Source organism: Sporosarcina sp. P17b (assembly GCF_002743115.1).
Classification (GTDB): domain Bacteria; phylum Bacillota; class Bacilli; order Bacillales_A; family Planococcaceae; genus Sporosarcina; species Sporosarcina ureae_C.
Map to the genome: position 1 here is coordinate 79,775 of NZ_PDYP01000009.1, position 24,638 is coordinate 104,412.

Below are 24,638 nucleotides of genomic sequence, written 5' to 3' on the forward strand. Positions count from 1 at the left end.
TCCCGGGAAGGGGATGCATAATGGAACAACTGATTATTTTGGGTATCATGTTGGCGCTGGGATCGTTATTCGGTAAGAAGAAAGATAAAGATCAACAGAATCAGCCAAAACAACAACCGAAACGTCCGCCCAGCCAGCAATGGCCTGCCCAACCGACACAAAGTGAAATGAAACAAAGAGAACCTCAGCGTACGAATGCTGCTCCAGTAGAGAAGCCGCGTTCGCTGAAGGAATTATCCAGAAGTCTCTTTGAAGATATTCAAAAAGAATTTCAGGATATTCAGCAAGAGGTTAAAGAACCTGAGCGCCCTGTAAAGTCACAGGCGCCCCAGTCTGAAATCTTTTATGCGGAGCCAAAGAAACCGGTTAAGCCGGCTTCAACACCACGTCCAGAGCGTCAAATGGGCAGAGGCAGGCTAAAAGATCAAATGATCATGCAGGAAGATGAACCAATCTTGCAGGAAGACTTGATCCCTAGAACACCCCAGCAAATCATGCAAGGGATTGTCTATGCTGAAATTTTAGGTCCACCAAAATCAAAACGGTAATCATGCCACCCCCTGTCTTTTCATAGGATGAGACAGGGGGTTTTTTCATGAAAAAATTATTCGCACTTCATCCATCCATTATCCTAGATGAATTCAACTCATTGCGGATTACCGGCAATTATCGCTTACTCGCTTTAAGCGAACAATCCGTATCTTTTCAAACGAATGACTATGTCATGACCATCAAAGGAGAAGATGTAACAGTTCTACTGCTGACTGAACAACACGCCCATATATCGATCGATGAATTGCAAGAAGTGACGGTGCGTTTCACACCCGAAGAGGGAAACAGCTATGAGTCCTAAACGATTCGAAGTTCAAGTGACAGATGTGCGCAACGGTTCTATTTTCCTTAGCAAATTACAGCGAGAGCGTGTCAAAATCAGCAGTTTGTATGTCTCTGGAAGTGCTGTATTTTTTGAGACGGACACTAAGGGAATTAAAGTCATCCGCCGTTTCAGAAGGAATTATCGTGTGAAAGTCCGAATTAGACGTAAAGGTTTGGATACTGTCCAGCACCGGTTATTCGCATCTTTGTTATTCTTGATAGTTTGTTTTATTCCATTCATTGCTTCACTATTTCTATGGGACATTACCGTAGAGAGTGATGTGCCTGAAATTGCACAACGAATGGAGAGTAAGATGGTGAAAGCACAAATTATCGCGCCCTCTTTATTATCTAAATTACCAGAAGAAGACGAAATTCGCCGACTGCTGATGCAGGATGAACCTTCATTGTCATGGATTCGATTCTCTCAAACCGGTACTTCGTTGATTGTTTCACCGATGCTTGCGCCATTGTCTACGGAAATTAAAGAAGAAGTGAATGAAAAGCCATCACATCTCGTAGCGAAAACAGGAGGTGTCATCACACGCTTTGCATTAACGCGGGGAGAAAGAGCAAGTGTTATTCATCAAACTGTTAAAAAGGGTGATATGCTGGCAACGGGTATTCTCGAACAAGGAGAAAAGACGACTGTAGTAGGGGCAGATGGGGAAGTATTTGCTGACTACTGGTTAGAATGTCATTTTGAATTACCTAGAACGATTAGTTATTCGATTCAAGGAGAAGAAAATCTTACTATCAGTTGGCAAAAGCCGTGGATAGGTAATCAGATAAAAAACATAGGTTTTAGAAATCCTGTTATTCTTGATAAGACGAAAGAGAATCATACACAAGAAGTGTTTTTGGAAAAAGGAATGGAAAAGACGATCATCCTTCCCTTAATCAAGTATGATTTATTGTCAAAGAAGACGAATGAGCGCATAATTAAAGAAGAAAACATTTTACATGTGTCCTTCACTAATGATAAAGTGAGTGGGACTATACTATTTTTAGTTAACGAAAACATTGCTGAAAAACGACCTATAACTCAAGGAGACTGAATATATTGAGCGAAAATGTACTTCAACTTCATATCGAAGAACCTAACGAAGCGATTATGCTTCTTGGCATTTCCGATCAGAACATGAATCTGATCGAAGAGGAATTAAAAATCTCGATCCACACTAGAGGTGAAACGATCTCGATCAGTGGAGAGCAAGAACAAGCAGAAGCAGCTAAAGTATTGCTCGAACAGTTACTGAAAGTCATCCGTAAAGGGATCAACATCAATCTACGAGATGTGGCAACGGCCATTGAAATGGCAAAGAACGGTACGATTGAATATTTCTCTTCTCTCTATGAAGAAGAAATTGCCCGCAATACAAAAGGAAAAGTCATCCGTGCGAAAACCATTGGACAAAGAGAGTATGTTCAAGCAATTCGTTCGAGAGATTTAGTATTCTGTATTGGACCTGCGGGAACAGGAAAGACCTATTTGGCTGTCGTGATGGCGGTTCAAGCCATGAAAACGGGTTCTGTCAAACGAATAGTATTGACTCGTCCTGCTGTTGAAGCTGGAGAGAGCCTAGGGTTCCTTCCAGGCGACTTAAAAGAAAAAGTGGACCCATACCTTCGACCACTTTATGACGCGCTCCACGACGTGTTAGGAGCTGAACATACCGAACGGTTGATGGAACGTGGCGTGATCGAAATTGCACCACTTGCTTATATGCGTGGAAGAACGCTTGACGACGCATTCGTAATTCTGGACGAAGCGCAAAATACAACCAAAGCACAGATGAAGATGTTTTTAACACGTCTCGGCTTTGGATCGAAGATGGTCATCACAGGTGATAAAACACAGATTGATTTACCGCGCGGTGCGGAATCAGGATTAATTGTTGCAGAAAGTATTTTGAAAAATGTACAAGATATTCAATTTATGTATTTAGAACAAGGTGATGTAGTCCGACATCCGATTGTAGCGAAGATCATTGATGCATATGAAAACGAGCAGTCAACTAATTAATTGACTGCTTTTTTGAATGCGGAAGATACATAGTCCATCCATCATGTACCAATCATTTGCTGAAAAGGAGGCAACTATATGACAGTTTTAAAGGAACTACTTTCACACCTAAGAAAAGTGAAATTTACATTTCTTTTGCTTCTTGTCGTCTCCCTTTCCAGTGTGCTGTTGTTTTTTCTTATGTACGGGAGCACTCAGAACGAAACATATGAAATTTCTGTTTTTGAAATTTCGCCAAAAACCATTCGTTCCCCTAAAACAATAGAAGACACCGAGAAAACCGAACTCGAACGTGTGCGGGCGGAACAAGCGGTCCCAAATTCTTATCGCTTCTCAGAAGATATTATGAAAAACCGCCAAGCTATTCTTGGCTCGATCTTTAACGCAGTTAGTGATGTCAAATTAGAAACAAAAGATGATCTTGACTTGACCTCGGGTAAACAAATAAAACTGCTTCAAAAGAAATTGCAAGGGCTTGAAAACGAAGAAACATTCTTGCTTGTTACAGATGATCAACTTAAACAGTTACTGGCAGCCGAACAAATTGATTTGAACAATTTACAGGAACTGTTGACGCTTGTAGTGGGAAGAGAATTAGCCATTCCATTTAAAGTCGAACAAGTACCCATGCATCGCTATGAAGTGGAGCGGAGAATACGACAGACCAATACATTGCCAAGAGATTTGCATGATATAGCACTATCACTAGGACGTATGGCAGTAGTGGAAACCGAAGTGATTGATGAAGCTTTAACAGCGAAGAACCAGGCGGATGCACGGGCCGCGGTTGAATCCATCCGTATTTTACAAGGACAGGTCATCGTTCGTGAAGGACAGTTGATTGATCGTGATGTATACCATCAACTACAACTTTCAGGTGTTCTTACTAATCAATCTTCACTCAAACCAACCCTTGGAATTATGCTGTTTGTATTATTTGTTTCAGGATTGATTACTATACACTTTGGCAAGTCGAAAAGGGAAGAAACTTTCAAAAAGAAAGCACTCGTTATTTTCTATATCATCTTATTGCTTGCGGTCGTTTTGATGAAGATTGTCAGCTATATCGACCATGAGTTTGATGTTCTAATTGCATTTTTATTCCCGACAGCGCTAGTGCCGATGTTGATCAAGTTATTAATCAATGAACGATCGGCAGTACTCGCCACGATTATTACTTCGGCAACAGCAGGTATCATGTTGCAAGAAGGTCTGGCCGCCATCATGCAAATGGAAGTCGCACTGTATATTTTATTTGGCGGTATTGTTAGTATTTATTTACTAAGCGAACATGGTAGACGTTCGACAATACTGCAGACAAGTCTCGGTGTCGCGGTATCGAATATTATGTTTATCATATTTTATTTATTAATGACACAAACTAGCTACACGACACCAGAGCTGATATTCTATGCCGTCGCAGCGATCTCTTCGGGTTTATTGTCGGGAGCATTGACAATGGGATTATTACCATTTTTCGAGTCGAGTTTCGGTTTGCTTTCCAATATGCGTTTAGTAGAGCTTTCCAATCCTAACCATCCATTATTGAAAAAAATATTAGTCGAAACGCCAGGGACATATCATCACAGTATTATGGTTGCGAATCTAGCAGATGCAGCATGTGAAGCGATTGGTGCGAATGGATTACTCGCGCGTGTCGGTAGCTATTACCATGATATCGGAAAAACTATTCACCCCGGTTTTTTCATTGAAAATCAGCATAATGGCCGGAATTTGCATGATGCACTGACACCTGAGAAAAGTCGTGATATGATTATAGCCCACGCGGAAGACGGCGCAAAAATGTTGGAAACGCATCGTATGCCGAAAGAGCTTGTCGCCATCGCGAGACAGCATCACGGGACGAGTAGTGTCAGATTCTTTTATATGAAAGCGAAAGAATCGAATCCCGATGTAAATGAAAATGACTTCCGCTATCCAGGTCCGAAACCACAAACGAAAGAAAACGCGGTCATAATGATTGCCGACAGTGTAGAAGCAGCGGTGCGATCCATGAAAGAACCGACACCGGAGAAAATTTCCGCACTGGTTAAAGGAATTGTGCGAGGAAAAGTAGAGGACGATCAGTTTGATGAATGTGATCTGTCATTAAAAGAAATTAAACAAGTAAAAATTTCAATTAATGAAACATTGAATGGAATATTCCATAACCGTATTGAATATCCCCAATAACAAAGGAGCAAAGCAACTATGATAGATTTTTATTTCGAAGATGAAACGGAAAGCGTGGACCCGAATTCAGAGACATTGATCAAGGACCTGTTGACTCATGCATCCATAATGGAAAAAATGGAAGGTTTATATGAGTTGTCCATTACATTTATGGATGATGAATCTATTCAGGCAGTGAATGCCGAGTATAGAGGAAAAGATCGCCCAACTGATGTTATTTCATTTGCGCTTGAAGAATTGTCTGAAGGGGAAGTGGCGATTATTCACGAAAGCGACATGCCAGTTGTGCTCGGGGATATCATTATTTCCATCGATACTGCAAAGCGCCAAGCAGCGGAATATAATCATACGTTCGAGCGTGAACTTGGGTTTCTTGCATTACATGGATTCTTGCATTTGCTCGGATATGATCATCTAGATGAAAAACAAGAACGTGAAATGTTCAGCAGACAGACGGAGATTTTGACTGCATTCGGGCTGGAGCGTCAGTGAGTGTATGAAAAGATTCTTGAAATCATTCGTCTATGCATGGGAAGGTATTTTGGATGGCTTTGCGCATGGACGTAATATGAAATTTCATGGTTTATCAGCAATGATTGTAGTAATTGCCGGCTTGTTTACTGGTCTTTCACAAATAGAATGGATGATCATTTTCATCGTCATTGCAGGTATGATGGCGCTCGAATTAATGAATACAGCAGTGGAATACGTTGTAGATCTTGTGACAACGGAGTTCCATCCACTAGCTAAAAAAGCTAAAGATATCGCGGCGGGATCGGTTCTTGTGTACGCTATAGCAAGTGTGATCGTCGGATGTATAATTTTCTTTCCAAAATGGTTTGGATGATAAGATTGAATGAAGAGGAGAGAACTAGATGCGTGTAGAACAATTAGTGAACGAAGCAAAACAGGCCATGAATAAGGCATATGTTCCGTATTCAAAATTTCCAGTAGGTGCTGCATTAGAAACTGAAGACGGCATCATTTATCATGGATGTAATATCGAAAATTCGTCGTACGGATTAACTAACTGTGCAGAGCGAACAGCTATCTTTAAAGCCGTATCTGAAGGTGTCAAGTCGTTCAAGTCCATTACAATCATTGGCGATACTGAAGGTCCAATCTCTCCATGTGGTGCTTGCCGTCAAGTCATTGCGGAATTTTGTGCTCCGCAGATGCCTGTGTACTTGACGAACTTGAAAGGCAATGTGCAAGAAACAACGGTAGAACAGTTATTACCTGGTGCTTTTTCCAAGGAGGATTTAGATTATGCAGAAGAACAACTTTAAGTCAGGCTTTATATCCATTATCGGACGTCCAAATGTAGGGAAATCTACATTCATTAACCGCATGGTTGGGCAAAAGATTGCCATTATGAGTGACAAGCCACAAACTACACGAAACAAAGTACAAGGAATCGTCACAACGGATACGTCTCAGATGATTTTTATCGATACACCAGGTGTTCACAAACCGAAACACCGTCTAGGTGACTTTATGTTAAAAGTGACACGTAGTACGTTAAGTGAAGTGGACGTGATCATGTTCATGGTCAATGCGGATGAGAAAATTGGTACAGGAGATCGTTTCATTATGGAATGGCTCGCTAAATCCGAGACGCCTGTATTTTTGGTCATCAATAAAATAGATCTTGTGCACCCCGACACATTATTTGAGATTATTACGTCGTATACAAACGAAATGAAGTTCACAGAAGTGATTCCTATTTCTGCACTGAACGGTAATAATATCGAACGTCTAGTGGAAGTAATTGAAAGCTATTTGAATGAAGGACCTCAGTTTTATGATGCTGAACAAGTGACGGATCACCCTGAACGTTTCATCGTTTCTGAAATGATCCGAGAAAAAGTATTGCATACGACACGCGAAGAAATACCACACTCCATTGCGGTAGCGATTGAAAGTATGGAACAAGACCCGGAAACACATAAAATGCATATTCGTGCGACCATTATCGTTGAGCGTGATTCGCAAAAAGGAATTGTCATCGGTAAAGGCGGCAAGTTGTTAAAGGAAGTCGGCGTGAAAGCGAGAAAAGACATTGAAATGTTACTCGGTGAGAAAGTCTATTTAGAGCTATGGGTAAAAGTCCAAAAAGACTGGCGTAATCGTCCAAGTCGTTTGAAAGAATTCGGATTTAACGAAGAAGACTATTAAGCTGTCTTTCTTGTTGAAGGAGAGAGCGCGTTGCTGAATAAATTGGAAGGCTTTATTATCAAAAGTATCCCTTACGGGGAGTCCAATAAAATTGTAACGATTTATACGAAAGAAGCAGGGAAAATTACGACGATGGCTAGAGGTGCGAAAAAACCGGCAAGTCGTTTGGCTGCCATTACGCAAACCTTTACTCACGGCTATTTTCTTGTCCGTGCAAGCCGAGGCATGGGGTCGCTTGAACAAGGTGAGCTGATCAGCAGTGTTCGTCATATTCGCTCAGATCTAGAGACGACGGCATATGCGGGTTTAATTGTAGAATTACTCGATCGCTTAACGGAAGCAGAACAGCCGAATGCTAGTATATTCCGTCTGCTTGACGAATCGTTTAATGCGATGGAAGAAGGCTATGATGCAGAAGCGATTTCACTGTTTGTTCAGTGGAAAATGTTGCCGGTAGCAGGTATACATCCTATTCTCCACGAATGTGCAAACTGTGGGGCAACTGAAGGGGAATTCGCTTTTTCTTTCCAACAAATCGGTTTCCTTTGTCATCGCTGTTTTAACGTCGATCCGTACATCATTCGTCTGTCACCTACTCAGATCAAGTTGATTCGTATGTTTTATAATGTACCCCTTGATCAGATTGGTAAGTTAACGTTGAAAAAAACGACGAAGACCTTTATGGCGAAGCTTATTTCAACGATATATCAGGAACAAACAGGGATCTTTTTGAAATCTAGAAAGTTCATTGAACAACTCGAACGTACACCTGAATTGCAGAAAGCGAAAGAACAACCAAAAGAAAGCCCAGAAGAGGAAGGCTAATGCCGACTTCTCCTGGGCTTTTTATGATTAGAATAATAAGTGTTTTTGGATGTATGCTGTGACGTCTGCGATTGGCATACGTTCTTGTTCCATAGAATCACGATGACGAACCGTCACTTGCTGATCTTCTAATGAATCAAAGTCGAATGTGATACAGAATGGCGTTCCGATTTCATCTTGACGACGGTAACGACGTCCGATGGATTGGGAATCATCATATTGTACCGGGAAATGCTTCGAAAGCTCTGCGTATACTTTTTGTGCATCGTCCGCAAGTTTTTTAGACAATGGAAGTACAGCAGCTTTGATCGGCGCAAGTGCTGGGTGGAAACGAAGTACAGTACGTGTATCGCCGTCTTCAAGTTCCTCTGTATCGAATGCGTCACATAGGAATGCCAACGTTACGCGGTCAGCACCAACGGAAGGTTCGATACAGTATGGTACGTATTTTTCATTCGTGATTGGATCTTGATAGTGGAAATCTTCGCCTGAATATTCCATATGACGCTTCAAATCGAAGTCCGTACGGTTCGCGATTCCCCAAAGCTCTCCCCAACCAAATGGGAATTTGTATTCGATATCCACAGTTCCTTTAGAATAGTGGGATAGTTCATCTTCATTGTGCTCGCGAAGACGGATATTATCTTTCTTCAAACCAAGGTTCAATAGCAATCCTTCAGACTGATCAATCCAGTACTTATACCATTGCTCATCTTCGCCAGGCTTACAGAAGAATTCAAGTTCCATTTGTTCGAATTCACGCGTACGGAATGTGAAGTTACCCGGTGTGATTTCATTACGGAAACTCTTCCCTACTTGTGCAATACCAAAAGGTACTTTCTTTCTCATAGAGCGTTGAACATTTTTGAAGTTCACGAAGATCCCTTGTGCCGTTTCCGGACGAAGGAAAATTTCGTTTGCTGATGAATCTGTTACACCTTGACTTGTTTTGAACATCAAGTTGAATTGACGGATTTCTGTATAATCCAATGCGCCACATGTTGGACATTTGATTTCATGTTCTTGAATCAAATCGAACATTTTATCAAACGGTAGGCCATCAACGACCATTTCGATTCCTTTTGCATCCAATGCTTCTTCAATTAATTTATCAGCACGGTGACGGGTATTACATTTTTTACAGTCGATCATCGGATCATTGAAGTTTCCAATATGACCGGATGCTTCCCAAACTTTCGGGTTCATCAGAATAGCGGAATCAAGACCTACGTTATAAGGTGATTCCTGAATAAATTTTTGCCACCAAGCGCGCTTGATGTTGTTTTTTAGTTCGACACCTAATGGACCGTAATCCCAAGTGTTCGCCAAACCACCATAAATATCAGACCCTGGGAATACAAATCCCCGTTGTTTTGAAAGATTGACTACTTGTTCCATAGATAACATTCTAAACGCCTCCAATTAAAATAAGCACACGTCTCCGGACATAGAATCATGTCCGGGGACGAGTGCATGATAACCCGCGGTTCCACCCCGATTGGTTTTTCAACCCACTTTCACAATGAACATTTCAACTCCCGGCTGCCGTTTTCGTGTAGTTACAGGCTTTCACTATCCCTGTTCGCTCAAAAATTACACTACTTATTGACCGTTCTTCGTTTACTTCATTCAAAATTAGTTTAGCATGGTTCTCCTTTCTTCGCAATAGCGAGCGCATTGATATATAATTAGTAAGTAAATACAACTTTGAAGTCTGAAGGCGGTGACATGTTTGGAATTAAATACACGTCAGAATGAAATCCTCGACATCGTCAAAGGAAATGGTCCGATTACAGGAGAACAAATAGCTGACCGTTTGAATTTGGCGCGCGCTACGATCCGGCCGGATTTAGCAATCTTGACGATGGCTGGTTTTTTGGATGCACGACCTCGTGTAGGATATTTCTATTCTGGCAAGAAGCCTATTAAATCCGTCGCGGATGGCATGGTAGACATGATTGTAGCCAATTATCAATCTAGACCAGTTGTCATCACTGAAAATCTATCTGTATATGACGCGATTTGCCAGCTGTTCTTGGAAGATGTGGGTACATTATTCGTAGTGGATCAACAGTCGTTATTGACAGGGGTTGTGTCACGTAAAGACTTGCTGAGGACAAGCATCGGAAGAACAGAATTAGAAAAGATTCCCGTGCATGTCATTATGACAAGAATGCCGAATGTTACATATTGCAAAAAAGAAGATACACTCATCTCGGTTGCCAAAAAAATGATGGACAGCCAAATTGATTCTTTACCTATAATTCAAGAACGCGATAATGGACTTGAAGTAATGGGGCGAGTGACAAAAACAAATATTACTGCCGCTTTTCTTTCCTTAGTGGAAGATCAGGATGTATGAGGAGTGACTGCATGACAAAATTCACATTATTCATCGTTTCGGATTCTGTTGGAGAAACTGCAGGTCTTGTGACAAAAGCAGCCGCTAGCCAGTTCCGTCATGATTTGGAGACGATTTCGATAAAAAGGTTTTCTTATATAGAGGAAAACTCGCAGTTAGAGGAAATTGTGTTCTTGGCGAAGCAACAACAAGCATTGATTGTCTTTACATTGGTTAAAAGTGAAATGAGAGAGCAGCTTCATTTACTTTGCGAAGAGTTGAAAGTACCTTCGGTGGATCTACTCGGTCCATTAATAGATACAATTGGGCAGCAGTTGAAACAGGAACCATTTGAAGAGCCTGGACTGGTCAGGCAGTTGGATGATGTGTATTTCAAAAAAATTGAAGCGATCGAATTTGCGGTTCGTTACGATGATGGAAGAGATACACGAGGTATGTTGGAAGCGGATATCATATTACTAGGTGTTTCACGGACTTCTAAAACGCCTTTGTCTCAATTCCTTGCTAATAAAGGATTTAAAGTAGCAAATGTGCCGCTTGTCCCAGAAGTGGATCCACCGTCAGAACTATTTTCCGTTGATCCAATGAAATGTTTTGGTTTGTATATTTCTGTTGGGCAATTGAATTCAATTCGGAAATCACGTCTAGAAACATTAGGCTTGAAAGATGACGCAAACTATGCGAAAATAACACGTATTCAACAAGAGATAGATTATTTCAATGAAATCACTACACGCATTGGTTGCGACGTCATTGATGTGACGAATCGTGCGGTAGAAGAAACAGCCAATACCATTCTCAAAACACTTTCAGCAAGGAAGGCCAACTGAACAAACCAGTTGGGTCTTCTTTTTTCTGTGCGTCTTCTGTTAGTTCAACATGTCATAAAAATGGCATGAATGTAGATACTAAAAAAAGTACTAGCGAATGTTGTTGATAAAGAAGGATTTTTGTAAAACGTCTAGAATTTATGTATATAGAGTGGAAATGGTGATAGAATGACAAGAATATCTGATGACACAATTGAGGAAATCCGTTCAGGAACCGACATTGTCGATTTGATCAGTGAATATGTTCAATTAGCGAAAAGAGGGAAGAACTGGTTTGGACTGTGTCCATTTCATGAAGAAGGTAGTCCGTCTTTTTCCGTTTCTGAAGACAAACAATTATTCCATTGTTTTGGTTGCGGAGCAAGCGGTAATGCGATCACGTTCATGATGGATATGGAAAATCGGTCATTCATTGATTCGATCGTCAAACTGGGTAGCCGAATGGGAATGGAATTAGAAAGTTCCCAAACTGACAATCAAGCGTCAAAATCCTCATCTAATCAAAAAATGCTGAAAGCCTATACACTAGCTGCTAATTTTTATAGTCATCTGCTCTTAAACACCATAGAAGGCGAAAAAGCATTAGAATACCTAGAAAAAAGAGGATTTACGCGTGACGAAATAGAACAGTATGAAATAGGATGGTCTCCTGTTCAGTCAGATGCTTTATCTGCACTGCTCGTGAGACAAGGTTTTGATATGAAGGAAATGGAAACGGCTGGGCTTTGTTTTCATAAAGAAGATGGCACAGGTTATTATGACCGCTTTAGAGGAAGAATTATGTTTCCGATCCAGGATGATAATGGTGCAACCATCGCATTCTCCGGCAGAAGGCTGGAGGATTCTTCTTCTGACGCTAAATATATCAATAGTCCGGAAACGCCCGTCTTTGAAAAGAGCAAGATTTTGTTTAATTTTCATCGAGCACGTCTTAATGTTCGGAAAACGGGTAAAGTAGTACTATTCGAAGGTTTCATGGACACTATCGCAGCAGATCGTGGTGGAATAGGAAACACAGTAGCTGTCATGGGTACTGCGTTATCTGGACATCATATCGTGAAATTGAAGCGAATGGCGAAAAAAGTAGTCATTTGCTGTGATGGTGATTCAGCTGGTTGGGAGGCTGCCAAACGCTTTGCCGATCATTTAATGGATAGCGGAATGGACGTACTGGTTGCTACATTACCAGATAAAATGGATCCTGATGACTATATTAGTCAACATGGTGCAGAGGTATTTTCAGAAAAAGTGCTTGATCAGGCGTTATCTTATATTTCTTTCGTAGCAGCCTACTATAGAAGAGATAAGAATTTATCCGTTGATCATGATATCAAGCAATATGTACATGAAGTATTTGATGAACTGGCTCACCGTTGTTCTCCAATTGAGAAAGATTTATTGATCCAGCAACTCCACAGTGAGACACATGCTTCAAAAGAGTCACTTGGTCAGGAATTCACCAAGTCAATAGCAAAAAAAGCGAAACAATCGCGAGATACAGATCGTGAAGAAAGCCGGCCGGTACAGGTCACGAAAGCTCCGGCAAATCGTGCTGAAACAGACCGTGCTGAACAATTACTTCTTGCGCATCTACTGATGGACGCAGATCTGTTCGAAGAAAAAAGGCTGGAACTTCAAGATTTATTTGTCAGAGATGATGTCATCAAAATCTTCTTTAAGTTGGCAGCGTTTTATGAACAATATGATTTGCCAAACTATCAGCGGTTTGCAGAAACGTTAGAAGATCGGCAACTGAAGAAAGTCGTCATGGAAGCCATCTTGACTGAACGTTCACAGGAGCATACCACACAAGAAGTAAATGACTGTATTCGTCATTTAAAACGAAATCAAATTAAACGCTTAATTGATCAAAAACGACATGATTCAAAAGAAGCAGAAAAAAGGAACGACTTACTAAAAGCAATGGAGTTGGCTTCGGAAGTAATCCAGCTGGTGAGATCATTAAAGGTTCTGTAAGGAGGTATAGTCACTATGACAAAAGAAGAACAAACGGGTGAAGTAGAATTGACCCTAGAAGAAGCAAAAGCGGCTATTATTGAAGCGGGTAAAAAGACGGGTGAACTAACTCTAGAGGATGTAACGGAAAAACTAGCATCTTTTGAAATGGAACCTGAGCAATTCGAAGAGTTTCTTGATCAGATAGAAGCGCAAGAAATCGAAATGGATAGAAAAGAAGAAGCTGATCCGAAGGCTGAAAAAGAAGAACAATTCGATTTAAATGACTTGAGTGTACCGCCAGGCGTCAGAATCAACGATCCAGTCCGTATGTATTTAAAGGAAATCGGTCGTGTGGATTTATTGACAGGTAAAGAAGAGGTAGACTTGGCGATTCGTATTATCGATGGCTTGGCAGCTGAAGCTGAGCTCGAAGAAACAGGGAAAATGACGCCTGAAATAGATGCAGATATTATTCGTGGTGAAAATGCCAAAAAGAAATTGGCAGAAGCGAATTTACGTCTAGTTGTCAGTATCGCGAAGCGTTATGTCGGTCGTGGTATGCTGTTCTTAGACTTGATTCAAGAAGGAAATATGGGTCTTATTAAAGCCGTAGAGAAATTTGACCATACAAAAGGCTTTAAATTCAGTACGTATGCCACTTGGTGGATCCGTCAAGCGATTACACGCGCGATTGCAGACCAGGCACGTACGATCCGTATTCCTGTGCATATGGTAGAAACCATCAACAAATTGATTCGCGTCCAGCGTCAGTTGCTCCAAGATCTAGGACGAGAACCTTCTCCTGAAGAAATTGGAGAAGAAATGGACTTGACACCAGAAAAAGTGCGAGAAATTTTGAAGATTGCTCAAGAGCCAGTTTCATTGGAAACACCAATCGGTGAAGAAGATGATTCCCACTTAGGAGATTTCATCGAAGACTCAGAAGCGCAGTCTCCTTCAGATCATGCAGCTTATGAATTATTGAAGGAACAACTTGAAGATGTCCTAGATACATTAACTGATCGTGAAGAAAACGTACTACGTCTTCGTTTTGGTCTAGATGATGGACGCACGCGAACGCTCGAGGAAGTGGGTAAAGTATTCGGTGTAACACGTGAACGTATTCGCCAAATCGAAGCAAAAGCACTTAGAAAGTTACGCCACCCATCACGTAGCAAGCGACTGAAAGACTTCTTAGAATAATAGGTGCATCGGCTTGATATAGCCGATGCTTTTTATTCTGTATCAAAAAAAAGAAGATTGATACTATTGGAGGAGAAAGGATGGCTATAGATAAGAAACAGATCATCATTTCTGAAATCCGGTATTGGAAAACAAATAAACTTCTTCCTGAACATTATTGTGATTTCCTCATTACATTATATGCACAAGGTGAAGATCCGGATGAAGTGGCAGAGAAAGAGTCTTCCACACTTCAAATCGAACGTAGAAAGTTGCGGTCTAAACAAATCTTGATATTGCTCATTAGTTTATTGCTTGCAGGTGTTGCGTCTGTTGCAATGTTCGTGTTGACGGAATATCCAACTGCTACCTTGCTCGTTGCAGCAGTATTGGCTTTAATTTTCCTATTGCTCGTTTCAGGAAAAACCTTCACAAAGAAAGGTTTTGCACCTTTCCTCTACATATCGATGGCGTTTCTTTTATTGATGATGTCATTGAAGATTTGGACTGCATTTTTTGATGGAGATACGACAGTATTGATTGGTCTGCTTGTTTTGAATTGCGGTTTGTGGTTGTTTACGGGAAGATTATTAAAGTTACTTTATTTCACAATTTCAGGTTCACTTGGTTTATTGACAGTAGTCGCATTTTTACTATTATCGATATAATTATCATGAATCGGACGGAACGCAATGAATGTATTGCTAATTTCCGTCCTTTTTCTATATACTGTTATGTAAGGGCTTACAATTTTTCGAAAATAGAGTAGTATATGTGAAGAGAGGATGATCCTAATGAATTTTGACTTAACTCAAGAACAGCAAATGGTGAAGAAATTGATGAGAGATTTCGCAAACGAGGAAGTAGCACCAGGTGCAGTAGACAGGGATCGCTCTGGAAAATTTCCAGTGGAGATTTTTAAAAAGCTTTCAGAAATGGGCATGATGGGCTTGCCATTTCCCGAGAAATATGGTGGCGCTGGAGCAGATACGATCAGTTTTGCTATTGTTACCGAGGAATTAAGCCGTGCTTGTGCATCAACAGGCATTACGTATTCCGCACATATTTCACTTGGTGGAGCACCGCTAAATCTATTTGGAACCGAAGAGCAAAAAGAGAAGTATTTAACGCCGATCTGTACGGGGGAATCATTTGGTGCGTTCGGTCTGACAGAGCCAAATGCAGGTTCCGATGCAGGTGGTACAGAGACGTCTGCAGTGCTCGCTGAAGGGAAGTATACGATCAATGGATCCAAAGTGTATATAACAAATGCTAGCTACGCAAAACACTTGGCATTGACTGCTGTGACAGGTCGTACGGATGGTAAGAAAGAAATCAGTGCCATTATCGTTCCAACGGATTCCAAAGGCTTCAAAATTATAGACAACTATGAAAAGATGGGTTTGCATGCTTCTAATACAACTGAATTATTGCTAGAAGACGTTGTAGTGCCTGAAGAGAATCTACTTGGCGAAAGCGGTAAGGGATTCCAGCAATTTCTCGTAACCCTTGACGGTGGCCGTATTGGAATTGGCGCTATGGCAGTAGGGATTGCACAGGCAGCCTATGAGCGCGCATTAACATATTCAAAGGAACGTAAACAATTCGGTAAAACGTTATCTTCATTCCAGATTACACAGTTCAAGTTGGCTGATATGGCAATGAAGATCGAACTTGCACGGACGATGGTGTATAAAGCAGCATGGTTGAAAGATCAGGGAAGGAAGTTCACGAAAGAAGCTTCCATGTGTAAATTATATGCTTCTGAAATCGCTATGGAAGTGGCCAATGAAGCGATCCAAATCCACGGTGGCTATGGTTATATGCGTGAATATGAAGTCGAACGTTACTTACGAGATGCCAAGCTTCTGGAAATTGGAGAAGGCACTTCAGAAGTACAACGGATGGTCATTGCGAGACAACTTGGTTGTTGACCTGCGAATTATGGCGATTCTGTCACAAAAGACGAAAAGTCGCCCAATAACACTTTCAGTTTTCTTATAGATACAGTACAATGTTAAGTGTATACTGTATCTTTTACAGAATAGATTCTGATGAAGGAGGGTAATCCAATGAATAAAAATCCTGTTGTACCATTTCTTTTGATTTTCGCACTTGGAATTGGACTTGTTTTCTTCATGTCACTTTATGGTCTGGATCAGAAAAAAGAAATTGCTGGAGCTAACGAAGAAGGCACTGAGCAAGGAACTGAAGAAGAAAGTGCAAACACTGGCGAATTTGACGCAGAAGCTGTTGCTCAGCAGAAGTGTATTAGTTGTCACGGTGATGGCTTAACTGGCGGAATGGGGCCAGCTCTAAACAGCTCACTTGATGCAGATGCAGCACATGATGCAATCAAAAACGGTGTTGCTGGAACTGCAATGCCGGCTGGACTTGTTCCAGATGAAAACATAGATGAAATGGTTGATTACATTTTATCATTAGACTGATTGTCTACTTAATTTAAAGAGCCAGTAAACCAGAGTAACTCTTGGTTTACTGGCTCTTTTGCATTGCATGAAAAGAGTGCCGATTATACAATAGATAAGAATGAAAGGCGGGGAACTATGAATACCAACCAATTATCGGAACGGCTGTCGATGGTAGCCAGTTTTGTTCCGAAAGATACTGTACTTGCGGATATCGGTAGCGATCATGCCTATCTACCGTGTTATTTAATGAATAAAGGTAAAATTCGTCGAGCAATTGCAGGAGAAGTGGTGAAAGGTCCTTTTGAAGCCGCTTCACGCAATGTAGCTTTAAATGGATTTACGGACCGGATTGAAGTCCGACTGGCAAATGGCTTACAAGCGATAGAAGAAACCGACCACGTCGAAACTGTGACGATTGCAGGAATGGGAGGCACTTTAATTACTTCGATCTTAGAAGCGGGCAAGGATCGTTTAACGCATGTACAACGAATCATCGTACAGCCTAATCTACATGCCATTGCAATTCGAGAATGGGCAGTGGAGAATGAATTTTGTATTGTCGACGAAGAAATTTTACTAGAAGATAGTAAAATCTATGAAGTGCTTGTACTCGAAAGGGGAACGGCTGAATACTCGAAGGCAGATTTACTTGTCGGTCCTGTCTTACGTCATAAACGATCTAACGTATTCCAGGCAAAGTGGGAGCGGGAATTGCAAGAATGGCAGCGAGTCATAAAAGCCCTAGAAAAAGCAGAGCAAACAGAAGAAATCAAGCAAAAAAGAGCAAACGTGCAAGAAAATATCGAATTAGTCAGGAAGGTGCTAGCACATGAAGAAGAGTAATGGACACCAGATCATTGAACTATTTGAAAAGTGGTCACCGAAGAGACTCGCTTTTGAAGGAGATCCAATCGGACTGCATATCGGTCAATTGAATCGTCCAGTAGATAAAGTTCTTGTTACACTTGATGTCAATGAACAAGTGATTGATGAAGCTATCGAAAAGGGTGCAACTCTAGTGATTGCACACCATCCTCCGTTGTTCCGTCCTGTGAAATCCATTCTGACGGATACCCCTCAAGGGAAAATGATTGAGAAGTGTATTAAGCATGATATCGCGGTCTACGCTGCACATACGAATCTGGATATTGCAGAAGGCGGTGTCAATGATATGTTAGCGGAACGTCTTGGTATACAAGAGACGGAGCCGATTGATATTACGGACTCTGAACATTTGATTAAATTGGCGGTATTCTGCCCATTAGCCGATGCTGATGCACTACGTCAGAAATTAGCTAGTGCAGGCGCGGGTGCTATCGGTGATTATCAAGCATGCAGTTTTAGTTCACAAGGCACCGGACGTTTCACACCGGTTGATGGAGCAAATCCAACAATAGGGCACGTGGGGGAGCCGACGTTAGTGGATGAGGAACGAATTGAAGTCGTTTTCCGAGAAAGTCAGCAAGCGAAGGTCGTCAAATCCATGTTTGCTGCACATCCATACGAAGAACCTGCATTTGATATAGTCAAATTAGAGCAGAAAACAAATGAGCAAGGGATTGGTCGTATCGGACGAATCGCAAAAGAGATGACGTTGAAAGAGTTTGCTCAACATGTAAAAGAATCATTCGGTGTTCCTGCTTTACGCTTCGTCGGTGATCCAGACTCGAAAATTCGTAAAGTGGCGGTCCTTGGCGGTGATGGAAATAAATATATCGCAGCGGCGAAGAGGAAGGGAGCGGATGTATTGGTAACAGGTGATATGTATTATCACGTAGCGCAAGATGCACAAGCTCTCAATTTAGCGGTTGTAGATCCGGGTCATAATATCGAAAAAATTATGATTGCCGGTGTAGCGAAACAAATGGCAAGCTTCTGTGAAGAAAATAAATTGGCAGTTGAATTCATTGAATCTAACATCATAACAGAACCTTTTCAATTCCTATATTAAATAGAAAAAGCCGTCGAAATGGAATTCGACGGCTTTGCTATGTTTAGGGTTCAATCCGGATAACAGGAGTTGGGTTCTTGACTTTAGGCAAGATTTTCTCGAGTTTGAACTTTCTTTCCGGACGATGTGTTGTAGGATCTTCTGGATCAAAATCATTCAGGAACGATATAACTTCCCTGACGATTATTGTAGGCGTAGAAGCACCTGCTGTGACCGCTACTGTCTCAATACCCTCCAACCAAGCAGGATCGATTTCCGAGACGTCTGAGACACGGTATGAAGGTGTATTTGCAATCTCAACAGAAACTTGTGTTAAGCGGTTGGAGTTATTACTCTTTGGATCTCCAACAACAATCAGTAAATCTGCTTCGCCAGCTTGTTGTGCTACCGCTTCTTGTCGAACTTGTGTAGCTAGACAAATTTCCTGGTGTACTTCGATTTGAGGGAATTTTTGTTGCAACGCTTCCATCAGGTGTGCAACGTCCCACTGACTCATCGTAGTTTGATTTGTCACCAATAGTTTTTCATTGGTAATATCTAGATTGTCAATATCCTCGAGGCGTTCAATTAAATGAACTGAATCCGGTGCAACACCGATCGCGCCTTCAGGTTCTGGGTGATACTTCTTACCGATATACAGAATATCATAGCCTTCTGCTACTTTTTCTTCAATTAAATAATGTGTGACAGAAACGTCAGGACATGTTGCATCAATTGCAACCAATCCTTTTTCTTTTGCCAACTGGCGAACTTCAGGAGAAACACCGTGTGCTGTGTAAATTACAGTCCCTTTATCCACTTTACGTAAAATGTCCAGGCGGTTTTCCCCGTCCAATGTAATGATCCCATCTTCTTCGAATGCATCCGTAACATGTTTGTTGTGGACGATCATGCCTAATATATAAATGGGTCTCGGCAAGGTTGGATCGAGCGCAGCATTTCTTGCAATAACCATCGCATCAACCACACCATAACAATAACCTCTAGGTGATATCTTGAGTACTTTCATTTATTCCACTCCACTCCTCTAGTAACTTCTCTTTCATTATAGCGGAGATTCGCGGACGATTCAAAGAGTTCAGAAGGGAGGTTGAAAAATACGCGGTGAAGATGGCCGACTGATGGCTTCTGAAGGTCGAGAAACAGGCGCTTGTGGACCACTTGGACGTGGAGCAGAAGAAGCTGTCGGTGCGTCCGGCATGGATTGTACTCCTTTATACAATCTCCACATAGCGGGTATATTTTGAACAAGTGGCGCAAACTGCTGAACTAATGGTGCAAATTGCTGGGCCGTATTGAAAAAACGATTGGCGGTTTGCATGTATTGATCAGCCCGTGAAGGACCTGTGTCTTGCATACCCGGTTGCTGCTGTTGCGGCATGTTCGCACCACCACTTTGTGGACGCTGGGGATTACCTTGCATGCCTTGAGAGAAGGGCATAGGCCTACTTTGTTGCATAGGTGGAGGACTGGGTGACATCCTGGGCTGTGGTTGCTGATTGCTAAATGGATAAAATGATTGATATCTCATCACGAACTCCTTTCTGATTTTTTTAGTTGTTTCCCTTATATCCTATGCGAAAAAAACCACTGATGGCACCGAATCATGGTACAATAAGAATTATCTAGAGGAGGAACGATATGTCGAAATTTACTGATTACCAATTCAAACCATTTTTGAGGGAAGCTATTCAAAAATTAGGGTTTGAAGAACCGACACCTATACAAAAAGAAATTATTCCGTTGATTATGAAAAATACGAGTGCAATTGGACAAGCACATACAGGAACAGGGAAATCCCATAGTTTCTTAATTCCACTTGTTGAAAAAATCAAGCCGGAGAAAGACGAACTACAAACGGTTATTACAGCACCAACACGTGAATTAGCTGTTCAGCTTCATAATGAACTGAAAAAGCTAATTGAAGGAACGGATATCAAAAGTGCGATCTTGATTGGCGGTACTGATAAAAAACGCTCTGCTGAACGTTTGAAGAGCACACCGCACATCATCGTTGGTACACCAGGACGTATCCAGGATATGTCGGAAACCGGCGCATTACCGATCCACACAGCTACACATCTTGTCATTGATGAAGCGGATCTTGCATTTGATATGGGCTTCATTGAAGATATTGATAAGTTTGCTTCAAGAATGCCAGAGAAGATCAGCATGTATGTATTTTCTGCTACGATTCCAGAAAAGCTCAAGCCTTTCTTGTCAAAATACATGAATTCACCTGTACATGTACGGATGGATGATAAGAAGCCTTTGACAGAGAATATGCATTACTCATTAGTTCCTGTTAGAAGTATGGATAAAAACAAGAAACTACTTCATGTAATGGATGCCCTTCAGCCGTATCTTGCGATCATCTTCACGAATACGAAGCAAAACGCTGATCGTCTGGCTAACTATTTAGCAGAGCACGGCCATAAGCCTGGAAAAATCCACGGTGACTTGACGCCACGTGAACGTACACGCGTTATGAAGCAAGTCCGTGATCTAGAGTATCAATACATCGTGGCAACTGATTTGGCGGCAAGAGGGATCGATATTCCGGGTGTCAGTCATGTTATTAACTTTGAATTACCAGATGATCTGGAATTCTTCATTCACCGCGTAGGACGTACTGCACGTGCCGGCATGCAAGGACATGCCATTACGTTATATGAACCGTCTGATGAAGATGCAATCAATTTAATTGAGAAGCTCGGTATTCCGTTTGTACATGAAGATGTCAAAAATGGCGAATGGATTGAAGTGAAAGAGCGCCAAGCACGTAAGAAGCGTGTACGTGAAATAGACGAAATCGATAAAAAAGCGGATTCGTTTGTCCGTAAACCTGATAAAGTGAAGCCAGGCTATAAAAAGAAGATGGCGGAACAAAAAGAGAACTTTAAAAAGAGACAAAGGAGAATTAAGAAGAAATCATGACAACAAATGATATCCTTCTAGGTTCTCACGTATCCATGAGTGGTAAAAAGATGCTACTTGGTTCAAGTGAAGAAGCGCTTAGCTATGGAGCTAACACATTCATGATCTACACGGGAGCACCTCAGAATACAAGACGTAAACCAATTGAAGAATTGAATATCGAGCTTGGCACACTGAGTATGGAAGAAAACGGTCAATCAAATATCGTTATTCATGCGCCCTACATCATCAATCTTGCAAATACTACGAAGCCTGAAACATTCCGTCTGGGTGTGGACTTTTTGCAACAGGAAATTCAGCGTACTGAAGCGCTTGGTGCCAATCAAATAGTCCTTCATCCAGGTGCCCATGTAGGTGCTGGAGCAGACGTCGGTATTGAAAAGATTATCGAAGGTTTGAATGAAGTATTGTCCGAAGACGCAAATGTTAGCATTGCGCTAGAAACAATGGCGGGTAAAGGAACAGAGTGTGGCCGCAGTTTTGACGAGATCGCGAAGATCATGGACGGTGTGAAAAATAATGAACGTCTATCCGTTTGTTTCGACACATGTCACGTCCATGATGCGGGCTATGACATCGTCAATGATTTCTCTGGTGTCTTAGATCAATTTAACAATATTGTTGGACTGGACCGGATTTCTGTCATTCACGTCAATGACAGTAAGAATATTTGCGGTGCTGGAAAAGATCGACACGAAAATATCGGGATGGGACATATCGGCTTCGAACCGTTAGCTTATATCGTCCATCACCCGACATTTAAGAACGTACCGAAGATCTTGGAAACGCCTTTTATCGGAACAGATAAAGCAAATAAAAAAGCGCCATATGCAGTAGAAATTGAGATGTTGAAAAACCATCAATTTACTCCTGAATTACTGGAAGCCTTGCATAACTGAAAAATTTAAGCGTTGCGTATTCGCAACGCTTTTTTCTATTGCAGTTTATGCTGTTCTAAGTACAGCATCGTTTTCTCGTAGCCGATGACAGAAGCTACTTTTTCAATAAATTTTTGTGGGATGCCGGTAAAAAGCCACGCGATGGATATTTCATCCAGCAGCGGACGTAATTGCTGCACTTCTGCGATCGACAATTCAACACCATAACTGTATGCGTAATTTACTGCCTCCTGATCATGCAATTGTTTCATTTGCTGAATTAACTGAAGTAAATCCATTATCATCAATTCCTTTCAATTGGTTGTATCCCTCCATGGATTGCTATATAATTCATAAAGTAATCGGAATGATTACGAATTGAAGGAAGGGATATGTATATGACAAATTCCATTATTAACTTAGAGCATATTACGCATAAGTTTAACCATTCCACTGCGCTTTCTGATGTTAGTTTAGAAGTGAAACAAGGAGAGTTTTGGGCATTAATTGGTCCAAACGGTTCGGGTAAATCTACATTATTAAAAATCATATTAGGGTTGCTGAAACCCTCCCAAGGAACAATTGAACTGTTTGGCGGGCCTATAGATTCTTTTAACCAACAGCAACGAATCGGCTACGTCTCTCAAAAGTCCAACGCTTTTACGACGAAATTCCCAGCGACGGTCTTGGAAGTCGTGAAAAGCGGCTTAACGAGTAAAAAAGGACTGTTCAAGCGTTTCAATAAAGAGGATGAACAGCAAGCGATCGATGCGTTGCATGTAGTGAAAATGGCGGACCGCAAAGATGAAAGCATCGGTGATTTATCAGGCGGTCAGCAACAACGTGTCTTTATAGCAAGAGCTCTCGTAAGCCATCCCGATTTACTAATCATGGATGAGCCGACAGTTGGAATTGATAGACAGAATGTTGAATCCTTTTATTCTATGCTAAGCGAATTGAATCGTGAGTACGGAATAGCGATTTTGCTTGTGACACATGAAATTGATGTTGTAACGAAGCTTGCTACACATATTGCATGCTTGAATCGTTCCATCCACTTCCATGGTGTCCATGCGGATTATGAAAAAATGAGTGAGGCTGAATTGTCAGGCTGGTATGGTCATCCTATCCGTCGGCTCCATCAAAAAGAAACGGAGCCGGTTAGATGATTGAAGCTATTTTCACATATGAGTTTTTACAAAACGCTGTTTTATCGGGACTAATTATTGGGTTAATCGCTCCGTTACTTGGACTGTTTATCGTCGTGCGCCGTATGGCGATGATCTCAGATGCACTCAGTCACGTAGCGCTTGCGGGAATTGCAGGAAGTTTGTATTTAAGTCAGCAAGTGTTATTCTTTGCAGCGCTTAACCCAGTGTATTTAGGGATGGCTGCAGCGGTCATCGGCTCTTTATTGATTGAGCGATTGCGTAGAGTGTATAAAAGCTTTGAAGAACTGGCGATTCCGATCATTTTATCTGCCGGAATTGGTTTTGGGGCAATATTCATTTCCCTTGCTAAAGGGTTCGGTACAGATTTAGTCGGTTATTTATTTGGTTCAGTGTCCGCTGTGAGCCGGCAAGATTTATACATTGTCATTTTAATTGCTATTATTGTCATCGCATTTATCTATTTCTTATATAAAGAGTTATTTTCACTGGCATTTGATCCAGAGTATGCAAGAGTGTCTGGAATTAATGAACGCGTTATTCAAGCGGCGTTCATGATTATCACAGCGCTAGTCATTGGTGCATCGATGCGAATCGTTGGAATTTTGCTAGTCTCTTCTTTGATGACATTGCCTGTAGCAGCGGCTATTCAAGTGGCCAAAAGCTATAAGGGTGCACTAGTATACTCGGTAGTATTCGGGGAAATCGCCGTGGTCATCGGACTGATATCTGCGTTTTACTTAGATATCGCGCCAGGGGGAACGATTGTAGTCACGTCGGTGTTCATTTTACTGTTAGTACTTTTTGGAAAAAAGGTACGGTCATGAGAAGCAGGAAAGG

At 41.4% G+C, this 24,638-nt stretch carries 27 protein-coding genes; 23 read left to right on the forward strand and 4 right to left on the reverse strand.

Features of this window, described 5'->3' with window-relative positions:
- The first annotated feature begins 20 nt into the window (after positions 1–20).
- The 10 genes from CSV76_RS11590 (at position 21) to recO (ending at position 8,098) form a co-directional block, all read left to right on the forward strand.
- A complete protein-coding gene (locus tag CSV76_RS11590; RefSeq protein ID WP_099625681.1) occupies positions 21–548 on the forward strand; it encodes a hypothetical protein in 528 nt (175 codons plus the stop codon).
- Between the two features lie 47 nt (positions 549–595).
- The gene (locus CSV76_RS11595; RefSeq protein ID WP_085428919.1) at positions 596–853 is read left to right on the forward strand and encodes a YabP/YqfC family sporulation protein; all 258 of its coding nucleotides are present in this window, start codon (positions 596–598) and stop codon (positions 851–853) included.
- On the forward strand, positions 843–1,934 hold the full coding sequence (locus CSV76_RS11600; RefSeq protein ID WP_099625682.1) for a sporulation protein YqfD: 1,092 nt from the start codon (positions 843–845) through the stop codon (positions 1,932–1,934). The genes CSV76_RS11595 and CSV76_RS11600 overlap by 11 nt, the downstream gene beginning before the upstream one ends.
- A gap of 56 nt (positions 1,935–1,990) precedes the next feature.
- Positions 1,991–2,902, forward strand: a complete 912-nt coding sequence (locus CSV76_RS11605; protein WP_085429124.1) for a PhoH family protein — start codon at positions 1,991–1,993, stop codon at positions 2,900–2,902.
- A 78-nt stretch (positions 2,903–2,980) separates the two neighbouring features.
- The gene (locus tag CSV76_RS11610) at positions 2,981–5,095 is read left to right on the forward strand and encodes an HD family phosphohydrolase (RefSeq protein WP_099625684.1); all 2,115 of its coding nucleotides are present in this window, start codon (positions 2,981–2,983) and stop codon (positions 5,093–5,095) included.
- An 18-nt stretch (positions 5,096–5,113) separates the two neighbouring features.
- A complete protein-coding gene (gene ybeY / locus CSV76_RS11615; protein WP_085428922.1) occupies positions 5,114–5,587 on the forward strand; it encodes an rRNA maturation RNase YbeY in 474 nt (157 codons plus the stop codon).
- A gap of 4 nt (positions 5,588–5,591) precedes the next feature.
- A complete protein-coding gene (locus tag CSV76_RS11620; RefSeq protein ID WP_099625685.1) occupies positions 5,592–5,942 on the forward strand; it encodes a diacylglycerol kinase family protein in 351 nt (116 codons plus the stop codon).
- Between the two features lie 28 nt (positions 5,943–5,970).
- Positions 5,971–6,384: a cytidine deaminase gene (locus tag CSV76_RS11625; RefSeq protein ID WP_099625686.1), complete on the forward strand. Its 414-nt coding sequence runs from the start codon at positions 5,971–5,973 to the stop codon at positions 6,382–6,384.
- Positions 6,365–7,273, forward strand: a complete 909-nt coding sequence (gene era / locus CSV76_RS11630; protein ID WP_085428925.1) for a GTPase Era — start codon at positions 6,365–6,367, stop codon at positions 7,271–7,273. Before CSV76_RS11625 ends, era begins: the two co-directional genes overlap by 20 nt.
- 30 nt (positions 7,274–7,303) lie before the next feature.
- Positions 7,304–8,098, forward strand: a complete 795-nt coding sequence (recO, locus tag CSV76_RS11635; protein ID WP_099625687.1) for a DNA repair protein RecO — start codon at positions 7,304–7,306, stop codon at positions 8,096–8,098.
- 27 nt (positions 8,099–8,125) lie between these two features.
- On the opposite strand, the gene CSV76_RS11640 is transcribed toward recO, so the two are convergent.
- Positions 8,126–9,505 carry a glycine--tRNA ligase gene (locus CSV76_RS11640; RefSeq protein ID WP_085428927.1) on the reverse strand — a complete coding sequence of 460 codons (1,380 nt, stop codon included), beginning with the start codon at positions 9,503–9,505 and terminating at the stop codon, positions 8,126–8,128.
- Between the two features lie 316 nt (positions 9,506–9,821).
- On the opposite strand from CSV76_RS11640, the gene ccpN reads away from it, so the two are divergent.
- From ccpN to CSV76_RS11685, 9 genes are all read left to right on the forward strand, one after another.
- Positions 9,822–10,460 (forward strand): transcriptional regulator CcpN, encoded by a 639-nt coding sequence (gene ccpN, locus CSV76_RS11645; RefSeq protein WP_085428928.1) that lies wholly within the window; start codon positions 9,822–9,824, stop codon positions 10,458–10,460.
- Between the two features lie 11 nt (positions 10,461–10,471).
- Positions 10,472–11,290, forward strand: coding sequence for a pyruvate, water dikinase regulatory protein (locus tag CSV76_RS11650; protein WP_085428929.1), 819 nt, complete (start codon positions 10,472–10,474; stop codon positions 11,288–11,290).
- Positions 11,291–11,458: 168 nt separating this feature from the next.
- Positions 11,459–13,267 carry a DNA primase gene (gene dnaG / locus CSV76_RS11655; protein WP_099625688.1) on the forward strand — a complete coding sequence of 603 codons (1,809 nt, stop codon included), beginning with the start codon at positions 11,459–11,461 and terminating at the stop codon, positions 13,265–13,267.
- Positions 13,268–13,282: 15 nt separating this feature from the next.
- The gene (gene rpoD, locus CSV76_RS11660; RefSeq protein ID WP_099625689.1) at positions 13,283–14,452 is read left to right on the forward strand and encodes an RNA polymerase sigma factor RpoD; all 1,170 of its coding nucleotides are present in this window, start codon (positions 13,283–13,285) and stop codon (positions 14,450–14,452) included.
- An 80-nt stretch (positions 14,453–14,532) separates the two neighbouring features.
- The gene (locus CSV76_RS11665; protein WP_099625690.1) at positions 14,533–15,099 is read left to right on the forward strand and encodes a hypothetical protein; all 567 of its coding nucleotides are present in this window, start codon (positions 14,533–14,535) and stop codon (positions 15,097–15,099) included.
- A gap of 126 nt (positions 15,100–15,225) precedes the next feature.
- A complete protein-coding gene (locus CSV76_RS11670) occupies positions 15,226–16,365 on the forward strand; it encodes an acyl-CoA dehydrogenase family protein (RefSeq protein WP_085426035.1) in 1,140 nt (379 codons plus the stop codon).
- Between the two features lie 138 nt (positions 16,366–16,503).
- Complete coding sequence (locus CSV76_RS11675) at positions 16,504–16,881, forward strand: c-type cytochrome (RefSeq protein WP_199173057.1); 378 nt, start codon at positions 16,504–16,506, stop codon at positions 16,879–16,881.
- Positions 16,882–16,998: 117 nt separating this feature from the next.
- Positions 16,999–17,706 (forward strand): tRNA (adenine(22)-N(1))-methyltransferase, encoded by a 708-nt coding sequence (locus CSV76_RS11680; RefSeq protein WP_099625692.1) that lies wholly within the window; start codon positions 16,999–17,001, stop codon positions 17,704–17,706.
- Positions 17,693–18,814: a Nif3-like dinuclear metal center hexameric protein gene (locus tag CSV76_RS11685; protein WP_099625693.1), complete on the forward strand. Its 1,122-nt coding sequence runs from the start codon at positions 17,693–17,695 to the stop codon at positions 18,812–18,814. Before CSV76_RS11680 ends, CSV76_RS11685 begins: the two co-directional genes overlap by 14 nt.
- Positions 18,815–18,857: 43 nt before the next feature.
- Here CSV76_RS11685 and CSV76_RS11690 read toward each other — a convergent pair whose 3' ends face one another.
- Both CSV76_RS11690 and vrrA read right to left on the reverse strand, forming a co-directional pair.
- Complete coding sequence (locus CSV76_RS11690; RefSeq protein ID WP_085426039.1) at positions 18,858–19,823, reverse strand: 4-hydroxy-3-methylbut-2-enyl diphosphate reductase; 966 nt, start codon at positions 19,821–19,823, stop codon at positions 18,858–18,860.
- A gap of 69 nt (positions 19,824–19,892) precedes the next feature.
- Entirely contained in the window at positions 19,893–20,345 is a 453-nt protein-coding gene (gene vrrA / locus CSV76_RS11695; RefSeq protein ID WP_099625694.1) for a VrrA/YqfQ family protein, read from the reverse strand.
- A 110-nt stretch (positions 20,346–20,455) separates the two neighbouring features.
- On the opposite strand from vrrA, the gene CSV76_RS11700 reads away from it, so the two are divergent.
- Both CSV76_RS11700 and CSV76_RS11705 read left to right on the forward strand, forming a co-directional pair.
- On the forward strand, positions 20,456–21,751 hold the full coding sequence (locus tag CSV76_RS11700; protein ID WP_085426041.1) for a DEAD/DEAH box helicase: 1,296 nt from the start codon (positions 20,456–20,458) through the stop codon (positions 21,749–21,751).
- On the forward strand, positions 21,748–22,650 hold the full coding sequence (locus CSV76_RS11705; protein WP_099625695.1) for a deoxyribonuclease IV: 903 nt from the start codon (positions 21,748–21,750) through the stop codon (positions 22,648–22,650). Before CSV76_RS11700 ends, CSV76_RS11705 begins: the two co-directional genes overlap by 4 nt.
- Before the next feature lie 35 nt (positions 22,651–22,685).
- Here CSV76_RS11705 and CSV76_RS11710 read toward each other — a convergent pair whose 3' ends face one another.
- On the reverse strand, positions 22,686–22,928 hold the full coding sequence (locus CSV76_RS11710) for a hypothetical protein (protein ID WP_085426042.1): 243 nt from the start codon (positions 22,926–22,928) through the stop codon (positions 22,686–22,688).
- A 99-nt stretch (positions 22,929–23,027) separates the two neighbouring features.
- Between CSV76_RS11710 and CSV76_RS11715 the strand changes: the two genes are divergently transcribed.
- Together CSV76_RS11715 and CSV76_RS11720 are read left to right on the forward strand one after the other, a co-directional pair.
- Positions 23,028–23,798, forward strand: coding sequence for a metal ABC transporter ATP-binding protein (locus CSV76_RS11715; protein ID WP_085426043.1), 771 nt, complete (start codon positions 23,028–23,030; stop codon positions 23,796–23,798).
- A complete protein-coding gene (locus CSV76_RS11720; protein ID WP_085426044.1) occupies positions 23,795–24,625 on the forward strand; it encodes a metal ABC transporter permease in 831 nt (276 codons plus the stop codon). The genes CSV76_RS11715 and CSV76_RS11720 overlap by 4 nt, the downstream gene beginning before the upstream one ends.
- Positions 24,626–24,638 lie beyond the last annotated feature (13 nt).

What these genes read in the sequence shown, in the direction of transcription:
- CSV76_RS11590 (WP_099625681.1), top strand. Translation starts at nt 21, where the DNA reads ATGGAACAACTGATTATTTTGGGTATCATGTTGGCGCTGGGATCGTTA.
- CSV76_RS11595 (WP_085428919.1), top strand. Translation starts at nt 596, where the DNA reads ATGAAAAAATTATTCGCACTTCATCCATCCATTATCCTAGATGAATTC.
- CSV76_RS11600 (WP_099625682.1), top strand. Translation starts at nt 843, where the DNA reads ATGAGTCCTAAACGATTCGAAGTTCAAGTGACAGATGTGCGCAACGGT.
- CSV76_RS11605 (WP_085429124.1), top strand. Translation starts at nt 1,991, where the DNA reads ATGCTTCTTGGCATTTCCGATCAGAACATGAATCTGATCGAAGAGGAA.
- CSV76_RS11610 (WP_099625684.1), top strand. Translation starts at nt 2,981, where the DNA reads ATGACAGTTTTAAAGGAACTACTTTCACACCTAAGAAAAGTGAAATTT.
- ybeY (WP_085428922.1), top strand. Translation starts at nt 5,114, where the DNA reads ATGATAGATTTTTATTTCGAAGATGAAACGGAAAGCGTGGACCCGAAT.
- CSV76_RS11620 (WP_099625685.1), top strand. Translation starts at nt 5,592, where the DNA reads ATGAAAAGATTCTTGAAATCATTCGTCTATGCATGGGAAGGTATTTTG.
- CSV76_RS11625 (WP_099625686.1), top strand. Translation starts at nt 5,971, where the DNA reads ATGCGTGTAGAACAATTAGTGAACGAAGCAAAACAGGCCATGAATAAG.
- era (WP_085428925.1), top strand. Translation starts at nt 6,365, where the DNA reads ATGCAGAAGAACAACTTTAAGTCAGGCTTTATATCCATTATCGGACGT.
- CSV76_RS11640 (WP_085428927.1), bottom strand. Translation starts at nt 9,505, where the DNA reads ATGTTATCTATGGAACAAGTAGTCAATCTTTCAAAACAACGGGGATTT.
- CSV76_RS11650 (WP_085428929.1), top strand. Translation starts at nt 10,472, where the DNA reads ATGACAAAATTCACATTATTCATCGTTTCGGATTCTGTTGGAGAAACT.
- dnaG (WP_099625688.1), top strand. Translation starts at nt 11,459, where the DNA reads ATGACAAGAATATCTGATGACACAATTGAGGAAATCCGTTCAGGAACC.
- rpoD (WP_099625689.1), top strand. Translation starts at nt 13,283, where the DNA reads ATGACAAAAGAAGAACAAACGGGTGAAGTAGAATTGACCCTAGAAGAA.
- CSV76_RS11665 (WP_099625690.1), top strand. Translation starts at nt 14,533, where the DNA reads ATGGCTATAGATAAGAAACAGATCATCATTTCTGAAATCCGGTATTGG.
- CSV76_RS11670 (WP_085426035.1), top strand. Translation starts at nt 15,226, where the DNA reads ATGAATTTTGACTTAACTCAAGAACAGCAAATGGTGAAGAAATTGATG.
- CSV76_RS11675 (WP_199173057.1), top strand. Translation starts at nt 16,504, where the DNA reads ATGAATAAAAATCCTGTTGTACCATTTCTTTTGATTTTCGCACTTGGA.
- CSV76_RS11680 (WP_099625692.1), top strand. Translation starts at nt 16,999, where the DNA reads ATGAATACCAACCAATTATCGGAACGGCTGTCGATGGTAGCCAGTTTT.
- CSV76_RS11685 (WP_099625693.1), top strand. Translation starts at nt 17,693, where the DNA reads ATGAAGAAGAGTAATGGACACCAGATCATTGAACTATTTGAAAAGTGG.
- CSV76_RS11690 (WP_085426039.1), bottom strand. Translation starts at nt 19,823, where the DNA reads ATGAAAGTACTCAAGATATCACCTAGAGGTTATTGTTATGGTGTGGTT.
- vrrA (WP_099625694.1), bottom strand. Translation starts at nt 20,345, where the DNA reads ATGAGATATCAATCATTTTATCCATTTAGCAATCAGCAACCACAGCCC.
- CSV76_RS11700 (WP_085426041.1), top strand. Translation starts at nt 20,456, where the DNA reads ATGTCGAAATTTACTGATTACCAATTCAAACCATTTTTGAGGGAAGCT.
- CSV76_RS11705 (WP_099625695.1), top strand. Translation starts at nt 21,748, where the DNA reads ATGACAACAAATGATATCCTTCTAGGTTCTCACGTATCCATGAGTGGT.
- CSV76_RS11710 (WP_085426042.1), bottom strand. Translation starts at nt 22,928, where the DNA reads ATGGATTTACTTCAGTTAATTCAGCAAATGAAACAATTGCATGATCAG.
- CSV76_RS11715 (WP_085426043.1), top strand. Translation starts at nt 23,028, where the DNA reads ATGACAAATTCCATTATTAACTTAGAGCATATTACGCATAAGTTTAAC.
- CSV76_RS11720 (WP_085426044.1), top strand. Translation starts at nt 23,795, where the DNA reads ATGATTGAAGCTATTTTCACATATGAGTTTTTACAAAACGCTGTTTTA.